This is a genomic window from Tritonibacter litoralis (assembly GCF_009496005.1).
Lineage (GTDB): Bacteria > Pseudomonadota > Alphaproteobacteria > Rhodobacterales > Rhodobacteraceae > Epibacterium > Epibacterium litoralis.
The window spans coordinates 90,508-107,234 of record NZ_WIBF01000009.1 but is presented as its reverse complement, the minus strand read 5'-3'; the positions used below and the strand labels follow the sequence as shown (position 1 = coordinate 107,234).

At 57.7% G+C, this 16,727-nt stretch carries 16 protein-coding genes; 11 read left to right on the top strand and 5 right to left on the bottom strand.

From position 1 onward, the window contains the following. The first annotated feature begins 4 nt into the window (after positions 1-4). From GFB49_RS14295 to GFB49_RS14265, 7 genes are all read left to right on the top strand, one after another. Positions 5-376 carry an ExbD/TolR family protein gene (locus GFB49_RS14295; protein ID WP_153216601.1) on the top strand — a complete coding sequence of 124 codons (372 nt, stop codon included), beginning with the start codon at positions 5-7 and terminating at the stop codon, positions 374-376. A 4-nt stretch (positions 377-380) separates the two neighbouring features. Next, positions 381-764, top strand: a complete 384-nt coding sequence (locus GFB49_RS14290) for an ExbD/TolR family protein (protein ID WP_153216600.1) — start codon at positions 381-383, stop codon at positions 762-764. After that, complete coding sequence (locus GFB49_RS14285; RefSeq protein WP_153216599.1) at positions 761-1,717, top strand: energy transducer TonB; 957 nt, start codon at positions 761-763, stop codon at positions 1,715-1,717. The genes GFB49_RS14290 and GFB49_RS14285 overlap by 4 nt, the downstream gene beginning before the upstream one ends. A 174-nt stretch (positions 1,718-1,891) precedes the next feature. Continuing rightward, entirely contained in the window at positions 1,892-2,113 is a 222-nt protein-coding gene (locus tag GFB49_RS14280) for a hypothetical protein (protein ID WP_153216598.1), read from the top strand. Continuing rightward, the gene (locus tag GFB49_RS14275) at positions 2,110-3,687 is read left to right on the top strand and encodes a PepSY-associated TM helix domain-containing protein (RefSeq protein WP_153216597.1); all 1,578 of its coding nucleotides are present in this window, start codon (positions 2,110-2,112) and stop codon (positions 3,685-3,687) included. Before GFB49_RS14280 ends, GFB49_RS14275 begins: the two co-directional genes overlap by 4 nt. A 4-nt stretch (positions 3,688-3,691) precedes the next feature. Further along, positions 3,692-4,003 carry a hypothetical protein gene (locus GFB49_RS14270; protein WP_153216596.1) on the top strand — a complete coding sequence of 104 codons (312 nt, stop codon included), beginning with the start codon at positions 3,692-3,694 and terminating at the stop codon, positions 4,001-4,003. A gap of 135 nt (positions 4,004-4,138) precedes the next feature. Continuing rightward, a complete protein-coding gene (locus tag GFB49_RS14265) occupies positions 4,139-6,250 on the top strand; it encodes a TonB-dependent receptor (RefSeq protein ID WP_153216595.1) in 2,112 nt (703 codons plus the stop codon). A 227-nt stretch (positions 6,251-6,477) separates the two neighbouring features. On the opposite strand, the gene GFB49_RS14260 is transcribed toward GFB49_RS14265, so the two are convergent. From GFB49_RS14260 to GFB49_RS14250, 3 genes are read right to left on the bottom strand one after another with little or no spacing between them, the layout of a single operon-like run. Further along, complete coding sequence (locus GFB49_RS14260; RefSeq protein ID WP_153216594.1) at positions 6,478-6,870, bottom strand: GtrA family protein; 393 nt, start codon at positions 6,868-6,870, stop codon at positions 6,478-6,480. A 7-nt stretch (positions 6,871-6,877) separates the two neighbouring features. Next, the gene (locus tag GFB49_RS14255; protein ID WP_153216593.1) at positions 6,878-9,106 is read right to left on the bottom strand and encodes a glycosyltransferase family protein; all 2,229 of its coding nucleotides are present in this window, start codon (positions 9,104-9,106) and stop codon (positions 6,878-6,880) included. Positions 9,107-9,121: 15 nt separating this feature from the next. Then, positions 9,122-10,147 (bottom strand): glycosyltransferase family 2 protein, encoded by a 1,026-nt coding sequence (locus tag GFB49_RS14250; protein WP_153216592.1) that lies wholly within the window; start codon positions 10,145-10,147, stop codon positions 9,122-9,124. A 139-nt stretch (positions 10,148-10,286) separates the two neighbouring features. On the opposite strand from GFB49_RS14250, the gene GFB49_RS14245 reads away from it, so the two are divergent. After that, positions 10,287-11,150 (top strand): ChbG/HpnK family deacetylase, encoded by an 864-nt coding sequence (locus tag GFB49_RS14245; protein WP_194269357.1) that lies wholly within the window; start codon positions 10,287-10,289, stop codon positions 11,148-11,150. Here the strand turns inward: GFB49_RS14245 and GFB49_RS14240 are convergent. Beyond that, complete coding sequence (locus tag GFB49_RS14240) at positions 11,138-12,451, bottom strand: hypothetical protein (RefSeq protein WP_153216590.1); 1,314 nt, start codon at positions 12,449-12,451, stop codon at positions 11,138-11,140. The two genes, GFB49_RS14245 and GFB49_RS14240, sit on opposite strands and share 13 nt — an antisense overlap. A gap of 229 nt (positions 12,452-12,680) precedes the next feature. On the opposite strand from GFB49_RS14240, the gene GFB49_RS14235 reads away from it, so the two are divergent. Then, positions 12,681-13,679 (top strand): glycosyltransferase family 2 protein, encoded by a 999-nt coding sequence (locus GFB49_RS14235; protein WP_153216589.1) that lies wholly within the window; start codon positions 12,681-12,683, stop codon positions 13,677-13,679. A gap of 7 nt (positions 13,680-13,686) precedes the next feature. Here GFB49_RS14235 and GFB49_RS14230 read toward each other — a convergent pair whose 3' ends face one another. Then, positions 13,687-14,568, bottom strand: a complete 882-nt coding sequence (locus GFB49_RS14230) for an ABC transporter permease (RefSeq protein WP_153216588.1) — start codon at positions 14,566-14,568, stop codon at positions 13,687-13,689. A gap of 11 nt (positions 14,569-14,579) precedes the next feature. Between GFB49_RS14230 and GFB49_RS14225 the strand changes: the two genes are divergently transcribed. Both GFB49_RS14225 and GFB49_RS14220 read left to right on the top strand, forming a co-directional pair. After that, entirely contained in the window at positions 14,580-16,028 is a 1,449-nt protein-coding gene (locus GFB49_RS14225; RefSeq protein WP_343032585.1) for a KpsE/RkpR family capsule polysaccharide export protein, read from the top strand. 10 nt (positions 16,029-16,038) lie between these two features. Beyond that, complete coding sequence (locus GFB49_RS14220) at positions 16,039-16,692, top strand: ABC transporter ATP-binding protein (RefSeq protein WP_153216587.1); 654 nt, start codon at positions 16,039-16,041, stop codon at positions 16,690-16,692. The last annotated feature ends 35 nt before the right edge of the window (positions 16,693-16,727 follow it).

Here is a 16,727-nt window from a genome sequence, read left to right as displayed (position 1 = left end):
TGGGATGCAATTTGCCCCGCCCGCGCGTGTGCGTCGCAAACCCAGTTTGACGCCGATGATCGACGTTGTGTTTCTGTTGTTGGTGTTTTTCATGCTGGCGTCGCGCTTTGGTCTGGACGCTGTTGTGCCACTGCCGTTGGCGGTACAGGGCGGATCCTATGAGGGGCCACCGCGGTTGATCGATGTGTCGCCTGATGCGGTTTCGGTCAATGGTCGCCCGACCAGTGATTTGGTCGCGGCCATCGCGCCGCTGATGGAACAGCCAACAGATATGTTGATCCTACGGGGCAGCGACGGGGCCAGCCTGCAGCGGATTGTTGACGTAACCGAGGTGCTGGAAAAGGCCGGGTTTACGTCAATTGTTTTGGTGGAATAACGACATGGATTTTTCCGCGCCACCAAAACGCCCACGGGGTGAGAGCATCGTGCCGATGATCAATGTGGTGTTCCTGCTGTTGATCTTTTTTCTGATGACATCGCATCTGGCCAAACCTGAACCGTTTGAAGTGGCGCTGCCCGAGGCGGCCTCGGAACGGGAGCCAGTGGCGGAGCTGGTGCTTTATGCGGACAAGGATGGGCAGCTGGCCTACGAGGACTTGCGCGGAGATGCGGCCATAGCGGCTTTGGCGGCGACGGTGGAGGCGGACGCCCCCGTGCTGTTGCGCGCAGATGGCGCGGTTGAAGCCGGGGCGGTTGCAAACCTCCTGCGCCGTCTGGCCGAGGCCGGGTTGAGCCGGGTGGAACTGGTGGTGGCGCCAAAATGAAAAAATGGATCGAAGCGGTTGTTTTTTCGGGCTTGGCGGTGCTGATCCTGGTGGGCGGCTTTGCGCTGTCCCCCAGTGAGGGTGGTGAGGCCGGCGGCGAAGGGGGCGAAAGCCTGATTTCCCTGGCTGCGGCTGCGCCAACTGTGGTGGAATTGGTGGAAAGCTGGGACCGGCCGGTTGAGGTGAAACCGCAGCCGGTCACCGATCTGGCCCCCGTTGATGTCGCCCCCTCTAACCTGCCGCAATCCCCGCAGTTTGAATTGGCACAGGCACCGGACCTGTCGTCACAGGTGCGCCTGTTCCAGCCGCAGGTTCAGGAAGAAATAGTGATTGACACAGCAGCCCCCCCGTTGCCGCCTGAGCCTGAGCCTGAGCCTGAGCCTGAGCCTGAGCCTGAGCCTGAGCCTGAGCCTGAGCCTGAGCCTGAGCCTGAGCCTGAGCCTGAGCCTGAGCCTGAGCTCGAACCGATCCCAGAGCCCGAACCAAAACCGGAGCCAAAACCCGAACCTGCGCCAGCGCCCAAAGCGGAGCCAACACCAGAGCCGAAACAAGCGGTCAAGGCGCAGCAGTCCTCAGCCGGGCGGGCTGAACAACGTGCCGCAGGCAGCGGCGGGCGGCAGGAGGCGGGCAGCAATGGCTCGGCGCAAGTGGCCTCCAGTTCAAAGGGCCAGCAGCAGAAACTGCTGTCGGTTTGGGGCTCGAAGGTGCGCAGCAGCGTTGCCCGTCGCAAGCGCAGTCCGCGGGGGCGGAAAGGACCGGCAACGGTCACCGTCACGTTCAAAGTGTCGCGTGATGGCCAGCTGATGTCTCATCGTATTGCGCGCTCTTCGGGCAATCCTGTTTTTGATCAGGCGGCTTTGAAAGCGGTGGCCGGTGTGCGCCGTTTCCCAAAAGCGCCGAAGAAACTGCAGGTGAACAGCTATACGTTCACCTTGCCGTTGAAGTTTGAGTAATGGGATGTTTCGCCCGGACCCGTGTGCAAGCCGACAACCAAAGAGGCATTTGTCCCGATGACCGAGCAAGATAACAGTAGGGTAGACGTCTTTCCGCACCTTCGCCTGATTGCGAAATGGAATGCGCACCCGCGGCGCACGCGTTGGATTTCGGCCGGACCTTTGGGGTTTGTAATGGCCATTTTATCGATGGCCAGCCTGCCACATGGTCTGCCGGTTGGGGCAGGCGGGGTGGATCATCTGGTGATGCCGGTGGTTCTGTTTCCTTTGCTTTGGGCGGTCTTGATTGTGGTGCCTGTTCTGCCAGAACGCCCTGGCGGGGTGCAGGCGGCCTATATCGGGACGATCCTTGTGGAACTTGTGCTGATTGTCCTGGGATGTGGGGGTAGCTTATGAACGGTCCATCCAACCAAGCTATAAAACGCCTGATTTCGCTACATGGCTGGAGCGGCACGGTGTTGTCGATTTTCCTTTATGCGGTGGTTCTGACAGGAACTGTTTCGGTGCTGAGAGATGAGATCGCCCGCTGGTCCGATGCAGAGCGCCATATTGTGCATCCGTTTGGCCAGCCCATTTATGCCACGGTGCGGCGCTTGTCGGATCAGGTCCCCGAGGCGTTTCGCGCGCAGGTCCGCGTTGAGCACGCGCGGGATGGTTCGCTGCGGGTGTTTTTCTATGAGAAGCGCAAGATCCCTGGGCGGGGTACCCAGGATTTTGGACGGGACTATCTGCTGGATCCAGAGACCCATTCCATTCTGGCCGCCCGCCAAGGGGTTGCGCCTCATCAGCGGGTGGAAAGCCGGGCCCATGAGCTGTCGCATTTTATTGTCGACTTGCATGCGCGGCTTTTGATCCCTGGTCGCCTGGGCCTTTATGCCACCGGGGTATTGGGGGTGTTTTTGCTGGTGGCCGTGATCACCGGGATCCTGATACATCGTCATATTCTGCGCGACCTCTTTGTAACCGAGCGCCCCGGTGGGCGTGTGGTGTCCTTGCGCGACCGCCACGGTCTGGCCTCGGTCTGGAGTTTGCCGTTTTCAATTCTTTTGGCGTTTACTGGCACTTTCCTCAGCTTTGCCACCAGCCTAGGCCTGCCGATTGTGGCGATGTCTGCCTTTGGCGGTGATATTGACCGGGCCTTTGCAGCGGTGACCACCCCGGCCAAGGTTGAAAACGCTGCCCCGGCCGATCTGGCGGATCTGGATCAGGTTATGGCCGATGCGTTGCGGATTTCCGGAACCTACCCGCGTCTCCTGACGATCGAAGACGCTGGCCGTCGTGACGCCCGGATAGTGACGCTCCACCGCAACGGCGGCAATGGGGCGGTGAGATCGCACACATTGGAGTTTGACGGCGCCACGGGCGCTTTCTTGCGCGACCGCCCTTTGGTGGGGCATGAACCCTCGGTTGGGTCTGCCACGGTTGCGTTGATGTCGCCGTTGCATTTTGGTGATTTCTCGGGGCTGGCGTCGCGGGCCGTCTGGCTGGCCTTGGGGACAGTGATGACCATTTCTGTTGTCAGTGGTATGCAGCTGTGGCTGAAACGACGCGAAGACGATCCGGTTTGGCGCAGCTGCCGGATGATGTTTGCCGCCGTTGTCTGGGGATTGCCGGTGATGTTGTCCGGCGCGGCTTACGGGTTCTTCTTGTCGATCCTGGGCCATGATGTGCATCGCGGCACATTGGCGGGCTTTCTGGTGTCTGGGTTTGTGGTGCTGGTCCTGTCGTTGCGTGCCGCAACGCCGGTGGAGCTGTCCCGCGTTTTGCGCCGCATGTTTGCATGGTCCGTTCTTATGCTGCCGGTGTTGCGGTTGCAGACCGGGGGTGTGTCCTGGGGAGAGGCGATATTGAACAATATCTGGCAGGTTTTGTTGATAGATGCGCTGTGCCTGGCGCTGGCGGTGATTTTACTGGTGCAACAGCGGGTGCAGGACCGCGCGGCGCAGAACGCGCTGAACCTGGCGGAGTGATATTATGCTGGCCTTGATCGCAATTTTTATCTCTTTTGGTGCGCTGGCGGCATTGGTGCAACAAGACCCCAAACGGGCACGGGTCTTTCGCCAAGATGCGCGCAGGGTTTGGCTGTCGTCTCGAGCTTTATGGCTGCTGTGCCTCAGCCCGTCCGTGATCCTGCCGTTTGTCGCGCCCTTTGCCCATTGGGTGATCTGGTTTGGCGCGATCACTGCAGGGGGCTGGGGATTGGCCTATCTGCGTCCAGGCGTTTTGCACCGTATCCGGTCAGCTCTGGTCCAATGTGAAGCCCGGATGCTTCAGTGGCGCGGTTGATTTGCAACACATAGATAGTAAAAGAGAAATTCCGCTTTTTATGATCCATTTATATTAAAAAAAGCGCATAGTGCGCCCGCAGCAAGCGCGAGACCGCCGTCAGCCAAATTCGGAACATGTTGACGGAGGCTGCCCATGGCCCACTCTCGCGCTGTGCTCTTTAGCACGATTTCCTGTCTGGCCCTGATTGCGGGTCAGGCTGCTGCACAACAGGCGGGCGCCCCGCTGGTGTTGGATCCCATTATTGTCAAAGGCGAGCTGGTGGAACGCAGCCTGCAGGACACGCCGACCTCGGTTGCGGTCGAAACCGGTGAGACGCTGGAGAAGCGCGGTGATCAGGACATTTACGATGTGATCGAGCGGGTGCCAAACGTGACGTCTTCGTTTGGTGAACAGGGGTTTTCGATCCGAGGTATTGACCAACGTGGTGTCGGCGGCGGCAATGGTTTGCTGGTGTCGACGCAGGTCGACGGCGTGGCCTTGCCCAGCAACCAGGCGACATTTTTTGGACCCTATTCGAATTGGGATCTGGAACAGGTCGAGGTGCTGCGCGGGCCGCAATCCACTCAACAGGGCCGCAATGCGCTGGCGGGTGCGGTTGTGATCCGCTCCAAAGACCCAACCTTTGATCGGGAATTCAAACTGCGCACCGATGTAGGAACGGCGAATTACCGTCGGTTTGCGCTGGCGGCCAATACGCCCTTGGTCGATGATCGATTGGCGTTCCGGTTTTCGGCGGAACATTTCCAACATGATGGGTTTGTCGAAAACCCCACCCGCGGCGAAGACGACTACGACGCCCATGACAGCACCACCTATCGGGGCAAGCTGTTATGGACGCCCAATGATCGTTTGCGCGCGGTGCTGACCTATTCGCAAACCGAAAGCTCGGGCGGTGAGGATTACATCGACACCAGCTTCTTCCCGGACCGCCGGGTGATCCTGTCGGATGAAGACGGGGAGGAAGGGTCCAAGCACCGCAATCTGGGGCTGCGTCTGAATTACGAGCTGAACGACACTTGGACGCTGGAGTCTGAGACCAATTTCTACCGCCATGATTATCGCCGCTTTGAAGACGCCGACAATTCGGCGGCGGCCTTAGGGTCTATTTCGGCGACCGGGGAGTCGAAAGTTTTTGAACAGGATCTGCGCCTGGCCTTTGACACTGGTGTCGTGACGGGTGTGGCGGGGTTGTTTTACTCGGATATCTCCAACCGGCGTCCTGCACAGTTTACGGCGGATGCAGGCAATGTTCTGTTTGGGGTTCCCAATGGCTTATTTGTGACGCGCGAAACCTTTGATCCGGAAGATGTCCAGAATATTGCGATCTTTGGCGAGGCGGAAATCGCCGCCGACGGTCTGTTGTCGGGTCTCAGCTTTACCCTGGGCGCGCGGCTGGATCATGAGGATTACGCCTTTACCAACACCACAACCTATACGCCGGATGTCAGCGCCTTTGGCCTGTCCAATACCAGTTTTTCCGGCGAGACCAGCTATACCGCGTTTCTGCCCAAAGCAGGTGTTACCTATGATTTTACCGAGGATCAATCGATCAGCTTTACCGTTCAGCGCGGGTATCGCGCGGGTGGCGCACAGGTCAACGCCTTCACCGGTGGCCTGAACGAGTTTGATCCGGAGTTTACCACCAACTATGAACTGGCTTATCGCGGTTCTTTCCTGGACGGGCGTCTGCGCACCTCGGGCAATCTGTTTTACACCCGTTGGAAAGACCAGCAAGTTACGGTGTTTGGAGCCAATGGCGGCAGCACCGATTTCGACTTTGACGTTGTGAATGCTGGCGAGTCCGAGTTGTTTGGCATCGAGCTGACAGCCGAAGGCGAAGTAACTGATCGCTTCACCATGTATGGCTCCGTCGGTCACACGCATACGGAATTCCTGGACTTCCAAAACGGCAGCAATGACTTTTCCGGCAATGAATTCCCGCTGGCCCCCTCCACCACGGCGGCCATCGGCGGTGAATATTCCTGGGACAATGGTGTGTCGCTGGGCGTTGATGTCTCTTATACGGATGGGTCCTTTGCCCGGCCGACCAATACCGACAAAAGCGACGATCGCTGGCTGGTCAACACTCAGCTGACCTATGAAAGCGCGGCGGGGTGGGAGACCGGTCTTTATGTGCGCAACCTCTTTGACAAGGATTACCTGACCTTCAACGATGTCACAAACGGCGGCGGACGTGCCGGTAACCCGCGTGAAGTTGGGTTCTACGTTCAGAAATCCTTCTGATCTGTTGCTTCAGCTTATCGCACATCACAAGGCCCGCCCTTGGCTGGGCCTTGGGGACCTATGTGGCCGTATTGCATGCGCTTTGCCTTCTGAAAGGCTGGGGGGCACCTGGATGACCCGGTCGGCAAGAAAATAGCCCGCGATGAACTCCTGCAGCGCGCGAGACTGAAAAATGGTTGAGGTCTGGACTGACTGGAAAGGGTTGAAACGGGTCGCCCCGGCCAAGTTCAGTCGCGGAATGACCAGACCTTGTTCAGGCCAAAGGTGACGACGATCAGCACCGCCGTTGTCAGCACCTGAGCCACCTGGTAGGGCAGCCCAACTGATACAATAAGAAAACGGATCAGAGCCGTGTTCGAGATGACCGCCAACGCGGCGATCAAAAAGAACTTGGGCGCGGTTTTGCGGTGCTGAGCGGTGGATTGAAACGTATAAGCGCGGTTTAGGACATAGCTGACAATCGCCCCAACCACTGCCCCGCAGAACGAAGCGGTGACCGGCTGCACCCCTGCGTCCACGACCAGCACAAACAGCACCACATAGTGACAGGCTGTGGCAATCGCGCCGACCCCGGAAAAGGTGATGAACTGGCGCAGTAAGGATGACGGTTTAACGGGCATGGCAGGGTCAGGGGGTCGAGACCAGCGCCTGAACTGCGGCACGTAGGTTTTCACGTGTCAGTAGGTCAAACTGGAACTCAACTCGGCTGGGGCCGGCGGGCAGGGGAACCGCGCGGAATAGATCGTCGTGTTTGTTCACCTGTACCGTCTCACCGTTCACCGTGGCGCTCCATCCGGGATAGTGGAAGTCGCGCAGCACCAGGGTTCCGGCGGCTCCGGCTCCGATTTGCAGCGTAACCTGCGTGTTTTCATAGGCCAGTACCGAGATCTCGCGCTCCAACACGGTGCCCGCGTCGCTCAGAACAGCTGCGCGGGGCAGGGCGCGGGTGTTTTCATAGAAATACGCCGTGCGCCATTTATGCTTTGCGGTGCCAAGCAGGACGAAATGATCGCTGTCATACGCCGGGTCGATCTGATCCATGGGTGCGCCGCTGACCACATAGCGCAGGCCCAGCTGGTTGGCCAATGGGCTGTCATAACTTGTCATCCGGTCACCGAAGTTACGTTTTAAACTGGCATTGTTCTGCATGTCGGGTGCGATGTGCTGTTCAAACCCTGACAGGCGCAGTGGATTATACCCCAACAGCCCTTGTGAGCCGATGACCTGTGGCAGGTTCTGGACCACGGGGCCCAGTCCGATGATTTCGGTGCGCCAGGGGATCCCAAGCGGGTCCGTCTGATCCAGCAAGGGCAGCATCTGCGCAAAGATCGGATGGTCCTCGGCCCGTTCCAGGACCTGATACGCCTCGGGCGGGCGGGCATTGATACGTGTGTTGGACGAGTGATAGGCCAAATCCGCGGCAACGATCCCAACCAACGCGGCCAAAGACAGCTGCTGTGCCGTTCCGCTGCGCCGCGTGAAGGTTATCGCCAGAATACTACCGGCAACCACGGCGGTGGGAACGATCAGGCTGTTGGCGAAATCGACCAGACGGTCAAGGCTGTGCGCCAAGCCGAACATGGCTGTAAACAGCGCCACCAGCGCCAGTCCCACCGCGCTGATCAACCAGCGGCTGGGTCGGGTCGCGCGCAGTGGCAGACCTTGTTGCACCAAGGTTCCAGTCAGCAGGGCCAGCGCGAAGCCAAAAATGAACAGCGCATCCGCTGGACGACGGAACAGATCGACGCCGGGAATGGTGTCGTACAGCACGCGGAACACCGGCGTATAGCGACCAAGTGCGTAGAGCACGCAGACGATGCAGGCGATTGCGAAAAAGCGCGCCTCGCCCCGCAGCAGCTGGCGTTTCAGGATCCCGAACCACACGATCACCACCAAAGGCACCATGCCACAATACATGTGCAGCATCCCGCGGTGGATCTTTAACCCTTTTTCGCCCCAAATGGTGCTGGGCGGGCCCCAGTGTTTGCCCCCGTCCAAACGCAAAGATCCGAAATACTCGGGCAGGACAAAGGAAAACAGTGCGACCGGATGCAGGGATTGCCAACTGGCTTGCAAATAGGAAAATTCAGGCCGGTTGCTGTCATTTGCCAGTTGCAGCAGCAAAATTACGGGCACGGCAATCAACACCAGCGCCAGGGTGCCGCCGATAGCAATGGGCAGGTGAACCCGCCGCCAGGCCCCTGGACGATGTTGTCTGAGATCGCCAACCACGGCGGTCAGCCAATAGATAAACAGCAGCCACGCCCCCAGATAGGCCACATGGTTGCGGTCAATCAGCAGCAGCGCGGCTGCCACACCAAAACTCAGCCCGCGCCACATGCCGCCGTGGACCAAAACCGCCTTGAGCAGCCAGAGTGCCACCGCCAGCCACATGTAACTGACGGTCATCAGCATATGTTCCAGCCGCAAGCTGGACGGGCCTGCCATCATGTAGATCAGCGCGGCAATCAACGAGGCTTCCCACCGCCAGCCGCTGACCTTGCCGAAGCCGAAAATTGCAAACGCACCAACCAGAAGATGTAACAGATGCACGGCATCCACCAGATGCATGCTGGGCGCGGCGCTCATCAAGCTGGGGATCCAAAACGTCGGGGTCCAGATTGCCGATTGCGGGTCCGCGATCATGGGAAAGCCGCCATAATGATGCGGGCTCCAGCTGAAATCCTCGCCCGCGTGCCACGCTTCGGCGACAAACCGGATCATCGGATAAAAATGGTTCTTGGCATCATAGGGGATGATCCGACCGTCAAAAAACCATGGCCAGCAGAATGTCAGCCAGACAGCGGCAATAGCCAACAGGCAAAGGGCCGTGATACGTCGGTCGTCAGATAGCATGAAGCGTGCTCAGGATTAGGAGGTCAGCTGCTTGATCTCAGCGATCTCAAGGTTGCGAGATCGGGTCTGATCAAAACCGTGTTTTGTGCTGATCAAATACAAGGGGCGTTGTTTGACCTCTTGCAAGACCCGGCCCATGTAGTCGCCGATGATGCCAAGCCCCAGGAGTTGAATGCCGGAAAAAAAGCACACAGCGACCATCAGCGAAGCATAGCCCGGCACATCAACTCCAAAGATCGCCGTTTTGGCAACGATGAAGCCGCCATAGGCAAAGGAAGGGACCGCAAGGAATAGCCCGATATAGGTCCAGATTTTCAGAGGCACCGTTGAAAACGATGTGATGGCCCCAAGCGCGAACAGGTACAGACGCAGAATGCTCCAGGCGGATTGACCATGCGCGCGCGGGGCGACTTCGAACGGGACAGCGACGCGTTTGAACCCGACCCAGGCATAAAGGCCCTTGGTGAACCTTTCGCGTTCGGGCAGAGACAACAGCGCGTCCACCACTTTGCGGTCCATCAGCAAAAAGTCCCCAAGGCCTTTCATCAGCTTCACATCTGAAACCGCAGCAAACAGCTTGTAAAAGCTGCGGGTCATAAAACTGCGAGCGGCACCTTCTCCGTCGCGGGATGTGCGTTGACCATAAACAAGTTCGGCCCCGTTTCGCCATTCCACATAAAAGGTGCGTATGATCTCGGGAGGGTGCTGCAGATCCGCGTCAATCTGGATCACCGCCTGTCCTGAGGCATGGGACAACCCGGCGTTCAGGGCGGCCTCTTTGCCAAAGTTTCGGCTGAGCACAAGGCATTTGATCTGTTCGTTTTGCTCAGCTGCTTCAACGATACGTGAGGCGGTGGCGTCGCGGCTGCCGTCATCGATCAAAATGATCTCGTACTGGGGTTCGATCTCACTGACCACGGAAACAAGCCGGTTCAACAGCTCATCTACATTGTCCGCTTCGTTATACATTGGGACAATGATCGACAGAACCGGGGGGGTGACTGAAGGGCCGAACCGGGACGTATCAGAACTGAATGACATTGAAATCCCCGGCTACGCGTAAATGACGGCATCTTGGAATGCCTGTTATTTGCGAATAAAGGATGGCATTTACAAAGTCGAATGACGGGCGCTCAAGCTCTCTGAACATCATGTGAAAATGGCCGGGGAAAACGTAACAATGCTGCATTTCACGCTGTGTGCGGATGATTTTGGGCTGCATCAGGACGCGGACAACGGGATCATCGACCTTGTTCAGGCTGGCCGCTTGAATGCCGTCAGTTGTATGAGCGTCGGCCCCACGCTGGGTCAAAACGCTGGCAGATTGCTGCAGGCTGCGGCCGATGGTCGGGCACAGATTGGGTTGCATCTGACATTTACAGAATATGCTCCCGTGGGCCTCATGCCGCATCTGGCACCTGATGGGGTTTTGCCCGCGATTGGCGCGTTGATCCAACAGGCCCATCTGCGCAAGCTTCGCCAGAACGAGATAACCGAACAGGTTTCGCGGCAGCTGCGGGTTTTTACGGAAACCTTCGGAAGGCTGCCTGATTTCATCGATGGTCACCAACATGCGCACATATTGCCCGGCATTCGCGACGCGGTTATCGCTGCTGTTTTGAACATGCCGCGCGGTGTCTGGGTGCGATCTTGTGATCTGCCTTTATCCCGATTGCTGAGTTTGGGGATTGCGCGACGTCGCGCTGTTATCATTTCGACCCTTGCGCGGCGGCTAAAGCGGAAGCTGTTGCGCCACCACGTGCCCACCAACGGGGTGTTTTTCGGCGTGAACGACTTTGATCCGCATCAGGATTTTGGCGATATGATGCGGATCTGGATGGATGCGGCGCGCACATCAGGAAAACCGGCGCTGATCATGTGCCATCCAGGCCATCCCAAGACCACAGATATCTGGGACCCGATCGCTGTTCGCAGGCCCGATGAGCTGTCGTATCTTGCGTCAGACCAGTTTGAGCAGGACATGGTTCTGCGTGACATGACCCTTGTGGCGCAGCCCGTTGCGGCAAGTGCTCAAAACGCATAATCCTGGAAAAACGCCAGTCCGACATCCGGGTGGACGGTTGCAAGCCCCAGCATCCAGGTTGAAAAATCGATCGCCTCAAGCCGTTTGACTTGCAGACTGGGATCTTTGGCCGAACATCTCCACATGAATTCGAGATCTTCATGTTCGTAACGACATGCACCGGTATCCCACAGTGCCTTCAACTCGGCCAGGATTGTCTGTGTGCCGTCTGCCATGTTCACCGGTAAAAATCCCGCCATGATCGCGGGCGAGGCCGTCTTATTGGGGTTCTCTCCCAACCGAGCCACCCCATAGCGGTATTTTTCAATTTGGTTGTTTTGATCAAAAACAATCTCGGACCCAGCGCCCAATCCCCACAAGCCCGCCGGTGTTCCATTGCTTTCAAACCATTGGCGGTCGGCCTTTTTTAGTTCGCGCAATTCTTCCAGGAAAATCGGATCGCGTGCGTAGTCGCCACACAGATAAAACGCGAATTGATGGGTGAAATGGGACGGCACATTGCCGCTGGGCTTTCCCAAAAGGGTAAAGCTTTCGTGTTTTGGCATTGGCAGCGCTTTTACATCGTCAAAATGGCTGTGCCAGAACAGGGTTGCATCGCCTTCATTGCGGGTCAGGTTTTCGAACCGGGCCGCCATACAGGGTAAAAGCGCGTATTCATCAAATGGGATGGTCGCCACATTGTCGGTTGGGCGCTCTGCCTCCGCTCCATAGAATACAAGATGGATCGAGCCCCGTTGCGGATCCCGGATCGCCGTTGTCCAATTGATCGACATCACCAGCTGATGCGCCAGGCGGGCCGCCCGTGGAATTGGGGTGTTGTTGCGTTCGGCTCGGTCGGTCAGGTAGTTCCCAAGGATCGCCGCTCCCGCGCTGAGGATGGCCGTATCAATGGTCGAATACTTCTCTTTGCTGCCCTTTGGCACAGCGCCCGTATGGACGTTGAACCAATGGCGATACCAGCCGTTGGCAGATCGTTTGACCGCAAAATCAGTGTCGGTGTTTAGGCCGAGCAGATGCTCCAATGTGGTTTCAGCCTTGGTGTCGGCGTCTGGGATCACACCAGTTGCATCCCCGATCGCCAGGCTGATCAGACCCATGCCACTGGCCGCAATCGACGACAATGGTGATCCGTTCCTGTCATCCAGGCGGATCGAATCCAAATACTGTCCGGTTTCGTCATTGCGAAATTCCTGATCGAACAGCAGCACGGCGTCTTGCAAGCGTTCAGCTGCGAAAGCATCAAGCTCATCTGCCTGAACCGGAGCCGCGGCAATCAATGCACAGAAAAGGACACGAAGCATGGATACCTCTTATCAACACGTCAGAAATTCAGGTATTCGCCAGGGGTCGAATTGGCATCACACATATTTGTGTGCACAGCTAAATGTGAGCATCGCGTGATGTGCTGTGTTCGCGTCGCCTGGGGGTCGCAACCCGAATTGATACTGGATCGCAAACGGATTGACATTTGCCTGCGGCTTGGGGTTTGTCCCTGCTGAACGCCGATCTATTGCGCCAAGGAGCTTTTTTATGACGAACCCCAATTCCACGCCCCGACGTTTGGTGGCGGTGGTGGTGACCTACAATCGTCTCGACAAGCTCAAGGTCACATTGGCGCGGCTTCTGGACAGTCCAGAAGCGGAATTGGCGGCGGTGGTTGTGGCGAACAATGCCTCCACCGATGGTACGTCCGAGTGGCTGGCGACGCAGACGGACCCGCGACTGGATATTATGAACAGCACCGAAAATACAGGCGGGGCCGGCGGGTTTGAGATGGGGATGCGCCGTGCGATGGAGGCACATAACCCCGATTGGCTGGTGGTGATGGATGACGACGGCCGCCCGGAACCCGGCGGGCTTGCGGCCTTTCACGCGCTGCCTGCGGGGAAATGGGACGCGGTGGCAGCGGCGGTTTACTTCCCCTCTGGTGAGATTTGCGAGATGAACCGCCCGTCGCGCAACCCGTTCTGGCACGCGCCCGAGTTTTTGCGGACCTTGTTTGGCGGTGGGCGATCCGGGTTTCACATCCGGCCATCGGACTATGAAGGGTCAGGGTTGCAGATTGATGTGACGTCCTTTGTGGGTTTTTTCATCTCGGCGGATGCGGTGCGCAAAATCGGCTATCCGGATCCGGCTTTGTTCATCTATGGCGACGATGGGATTTATACGCTGGGGCTGACCAAATCGGGTGGTCGCATCGGGTTTGAGCCCAGCGTTCGATTTGAACATGACCTGACCAGTTTCCAGGGCAAGTCCGGCGTTGAAAAGACAGCCGTGCAGCGCGGACGTCTAACACCATTGTGGAAGGTCTATTACTACCATCGCAACCTGTTGATTCTGTACCGGATGGCGGCAGGCGTTTTGTTTTGGCCGGCACTTTTGGCGGTGATTCCGAAATGGCTTTTGAAGGCGCGCCACTATGGGGAGGATCGTGCGATCTTCATGCGTCTTTTGCGGGCGGCGCTTTGGGATGGGCTGCTGCGCCGACCGGGTTTGTCACATGCTGAGGTCCTGCGGCGCAGCAAATAGGGCGGCGTCAGTTGTTGATGATATCGCGGTGGTACCGTCCGATCAGGATCAGTCCAAGCGTCAGAAGAGTGAGTGCGACGAACAAAACATAAAGCTCGCTGACATAAGCGGCGGTATAGGTTGGGTAAAACCCTGTACGCATCAGGCCGACGATATGGACCAAAGGATTGTACCACAGGATGGCCTGGGCCGTTGGCGACATTTCGTCAAACAGGAAAAAGATCCCGGATGCAATAAACAGGGGGCGATTCACGATACCCCAGACCAATGCCCATAGGGGAAACAGACCGGTCAAGACGCAGTTTGCAGCCCCAACGCCCAAGCCCAAGATCATTGCTAGCCCCATGGCGTGAAGAATGGGGGGCAGATCCAAAACAGCGCGGTGATCGACGACGATCAAAATACCGCCCAGCAGCAGGATCGCATTTAAAATCCCGGTCAGGCTGTTCAGAAAAAACCGCGCCAACAAGGCATCCACCCAGCTGACGGCGGGAAACTTGAGCAAGGAACGAGAGAAATTGATCGCTGCTGCACAGGTGCGCGACAATACGCCGTAAAGGTCAAATGGCATGTAGCCAGTGGCATAAAACAACAAAAAACTTGTTCCCAATGCAGGTGAGCGCAAGAACAAAGAAAACCCAAGGCTTAAAAACAAAACAGCTGCCAAAGGTTCCAAGACATTCCACAGATATCCACCTGGGGTGCGGCTATAGCGTGTCGACATCTCCCTTAGCATCAAGGCCGAAATGTTTCGAAACGAAGCAAACCTGCGGGCGCTGCTGCGCACCGGCCGCAAAGGTGGCGCAAATTCGGTCGCGGCCTGTGGCGGGTGACCCGCTTCTTGTGCAGTCTCCGTGGCAGGTTGGGAGGGATAGTCGAGATTGGGCATGAAACCCCATTGTGAACAGTTGGCTTAGCGGTGATACTATGCGCGATTGGGCCGAGATTGAAAACAGCCCACGGGCAGAGGCGCATCACAATGCGTCTGTAAAGGAACAGGTTAAGATGACGGAAGAACGCGCCACTGTTGTACAGAATGCGGAGTCGCAAGACACGACGGATGGTACCGTGACGCCTTTGCCGCAGGATGGGGGGGCGTCAAAACCGACCGGACCCTTGCGCCGCAAACTGGATGCTGCGGAAGAACGCGCGAAACAGGCGGAGAAGGTCATCGATTCCTTACGCGCGGAATTGGAGAAAAAAGGCCGGGCCCCGATGGCGCAGCCGGCCCGAATGAAAAGCCGCCACTGGGGATTGCTGTTCAGTTTTGTGCTGCTGGTGCTGGCGCCATTGGCTGCGGCAGTGTTCTATCTGACAACCATTGCTGAGGATCGATATGGATCAACAGCTGGTTTTGCGGTCCGCAGTCAGGAAAGCTCTGGTGCGAATGATCTGTTGGGCGGGTTGGCGCAGTTCACCGGTGGCAGCACGGCCTCCGACAGTGACATTCTTTATGAATATATCCAAAGTCAGGAGCTGGTTGCGGATGTGGATGCGGCGCTGGACCTCAAGGGGCATTTTGGCCAGCACTGGCCGCATGACTGGGTCTTTGCCCTGTGGCCTGAGCCGACGCTGGAAGATCTGACCTGGTATTGGCACCGCATTGTTGGCATCTCCTATGATAGCGGGTCCGGGCTGATGGAGGTGCAGGTCACCGCCTATGATCCGGATATGGCTCAGGCGATCAACCAAACCATCGTGGAGCTGAGCCAGACCCGGATCAATGCGCTGAATGAACGGGCGCGCGAAGATGCGATGCGCTATGCGCTCGCCGATCTGGACGAGGCGTTGGAGCGGTTGAAGCTGTCGCGGGAGGCATTGATCCAATTTCGCACCCGCACCCGGATTGTGGACCCTGAAACCGATATCCAAGGTCGCATGGGGGTGATGAACAATCTGCAGCAGCAGCTGGCCGAGGCCTTGATCGAAGTGGATCTGCTGCGCGGCTCCTTGGGCAATTCGGATCCTCGGATTACCACGGCGCAAAAACGCATTGATGTGATCCGTGAGCGTATCAACCTGGAGCGCAACTCTTTTGCTTCGGCGGAAACCACCGAAAACGGCGGCATTGGTGAGGATTACCCTTCGTTGATCTCCGAATATGAACGGCTGAGCGTGGACCGCGAATTTGCCGAACAGACCTATCGCGCGGCGCTGACGGCGTTGGAAGTCGCCCGTGATGAGGCGACGCGGCAAAGCCGGTATCTGGCCACCTATATCAAACCGACCCATGCCGAAGCCTCGCAATATCCGCAACGGGTGATTTTGATTGCGCTTGTGGGTCTCTTCCTGTTGCTGATCTGGGCGATTATGGCGCTGGTTTATTATTCGATCCGGGACCGCCGGTAAGGGGCAGGCGATGATCCAGATTCAGAACCTGACCAAAAGCTTTTGGGTCGCGGGACGGCGCAAAGTTGTGATCGACAATCTGTCCTTGACCCTGCCAACCGGTAAGTCCCTGGCGCTGTTGGGGCGCAACGGGGCGGGGAAATCAACACTGTTGCAGATCATCTCGGGCACGATGCATCCTGACAGCGGCCAGGTCCTGAGTGATGGCACCATCTCGTGGCCGGTGGGGTTGTCCTCATCCTTTCACCGGGATCTGACCGGTGCGGAAAATGTGCGGTTTGTGGCCCGGATCTATGGGGTCGATACCGATCAGCTGGTGGCCTTTGTTGAAGAATTCGCCGAGCTTGGCCCGTCCTTTAATGCGCCACTGCGCAGCTATTCCAGCGGCATGCGCTCGCGCCTGACCTTTGGGGCCTCGATGGGGATCAAATTTGACACCTATCTGGTGGATGAGGTCACTGCCGTGGGCGACCGGTCTTTCAAACGCAAAAGCCAGGTTCTGTTCAAGGAACGGATGGAAAATGCCTCGGCCATTATGGTGAACCACTCCATGGGAGCGATCCGCAAGTTCTGCAATGCGGGTGTGGTGCTGGATCGGGGAAAGGCGCTCTATTTTGAAGACCTGGATGAGGCCATCGCTCTGCATGAGCATATCCTGTCTTAAGCAGGAAAGGCCCTGATCTGCGAAAATCCCCACAG